Origin of the sequence: Pseudoflavonifractor sp. 524-17 (assembly GCF_009935845.1) — a bacterium.
In the GTDB taxonomy this organism is placed as follows: domain Bacteria; phylum Bacillota; class Clostridia; order Oscillospirales; family Oscillospiraceae; genus Pseudoflavonifractor_A.
On the sequence record NZ_QWEK01000127.1, the window covers coordinates 1 to 1264 of the forward strand.

The 1264-nt window shown below is 54.3% G+C and carries 1 pseudogene; it reads right to left on the bottom strand.

The annotated features are described in order from the left end of the window. Positions 1-93: 93 nt before the first annotated feature. Positions 94-1264, bottom strand: a pseudogene (locus D1159_RS18900) (recombinase family protein); the annotation flags it as partial.

Consider the following 1264-nt stretch of genomic DNA (forward strand, 5'->3'; position numbering starts at 1 on the left):
CTGCCCTTATGTATCTTTATGCTTTGCGGCCTGCCAGAACTTTTTCCTGGCAGGCCGCTTTTCGACAAGCTGTGACGGGCACTGACATGCCCGTCAGATTTTCCATGTAATGTTCAAGCTGTCGCTTGTGGCGGCAACGGTGGTAATCATCAAATCCACCACCCGCCGCTTGTCGTCAAAGGATACGCTGTCCCATGTGTCGAGGTAGCCGGAAATCTGGCTGACCTGTTCCGGGCTGATGGCTTCCACCGTCAACTCCGCTATCTTCGCCAGAAGTTCCTGTTTGCGCCCGTCCAGTTCCGCTATCTTCACATTCACATAGGAGAGCAGCACATTGTTTGCACCCGTCAGACTGTCCACCAGCTTTTCAATCTCACCGTCCACATGGGCAAGTTCCACTTGCAGGGCGGTGATTTTGGGATTGGCCTTTGCCGCTTTCTTCCTGCCCGTCAGCGTCTTGTAGCTGTCCAGCTTTTTCACCATCTGCTGATACACCACCGCTTCCAGTTCTGCCGTGATGATTTTCCCACAGCCGGGGCAGCTTTTGTTATCCAGCCGTTTCGTACAGCGGAGGTACTGTCTGCCGGAGGGATTGAAGATACTCATAAGGGCATATCCGCAGTTCCCGCACTTAATTTTCCCCGCCAGCCATGTATGGGTGGCTTTCCGGGCGGACTGGATTTTCATGTTGTTCATCAGCTTCTTGCGACACGTCAGCCATATATCCGAGGGGACAATGCCTTCATGGGGTGCAAGCACCAGCATTTGGTCTTTCAGACTTTGGGCCTTGTCCGGTTTCACGTCCCGGCCTTGATAGAGATAGCACCCGTTCATACCCGTGAAGTCGGCGGCGTCATTGACAAGTACCGTCCCCTGGCTCTTGAAAAACTCATACACATCCAAGTCCGCCTGCACATAGACGGGGTTGCGTAACATCTGCGCCAGCGTGGGGCGTATCAGTTCCCGGCCATTAAATAAAATGCCCTGTTCCGCAAAGTACCGGGTAATGTCCCCATAGGAGGTTTTCGGCTCGGCGTACATCTCAAACATCAGCCGCACATGGGCCGCTTCCTCCGGGTTCACCACCAGCCGCTTTGGTATTGATACCGTCCATCTTGATTGGCTCCATATGGAAGCCGTAGGGGGCTTTCCCGCCCATCTTGAAGCCCCGCTGGCTGCGGGAATAATAAGCGTCCGTCACCCGCTTCTGAATGGTTTCCCGTTCCAGTTGGGCGAACACGATACAGATATTCAGCATGGCCCG